Source organism: Savagea faecisuis, from assembly GCF_042675605.1.
GTDB classification, from domain to species: domain Bacteria; phylum Bacillota; class Bacilli; order Bacillales_A; family Planococcaceae; genus Savagea; species Savagea faecisuis.
The window spans coordinates 1-714 of sequence record NZ_JBHTJF010000009.1 but is presented as its reverse complement, the minus strand read 5'-3'; the positions used below and the strand labels follow the sequence as shown (position 1 = coordinate 714).

Sequence of the window (714 nt, the reverse complement as noted above, 5' to 3'; positions counted from 1 at the left end):
CGAAGGGATTTAGACATACCTTTCATGTCTAAATCTTCAATAATCACAGCGTCATAGTTTGTTGCTAATTCTTTTGATTTATGATGAAGAAAGTTTCTGCGCTGGTTCGCTACTTTTTCATGCAACTTAGCCACTACTAGTCGTTGCTTATTCCAACGTGCAGAACCTTTCTTGCGTTTGGATAGAATGCGTTGTGCTTTTGCTAGTTTGTCTAATGATTGTCGATAGAATTTTGGGTAATTGGCTTTCTTACCCTGTTCACTTTCGACATATAGACCGTCCATAGCGAAATCTAGCCCAACAACTTTTTGAATGGACACTGGCTTAATCTCTTTCTCGTATTCTGTCAAAATCGAAATATAGTATTTCCCTGTTTTTGTTTTAGAAATCGTACAAGATTTGATTTTATAATCAGCGGGTATTTCTCTATGCTGTTTTATTTTTATTGGCTTTTTGATTTTTGGCAGTTTGATATGACTATTTTCCAACTTAATATTGCCGTTTACCATATTAGTTGTATAAGACTGTTTTGACTTACGACTTTTGAACTTTGGAAATTTCGTATTGCCTTCAAAAAAATTCTTATAAGCCTTTTGTAAGTTCATTTGTGCATTTGCCAAAGCTAAAGAATCTACTTCTTTTAGAAATGAAAATTCGTCTTTATATTTAGCTGGTGTAGGGAACTTTTGCTTTTTAAGTGCTTCTTTATCATCT

The 714-nt window shown here is 33.8% G+C and carries 1 protein-coding gene; it reads right to left on the bottom strand.

Going from position 1 to position 714, the window contains the following annotated elements; translation table 11 throughout:
* A partial coding sequence (locus ACFQ0V_RS02040; RefSeq protein ID WP_381009369.1) for an RNA-guided endonuclease TnpB family protein occupies nt 1-714 on the bottom strand: 714 nt, incomplete at both ends.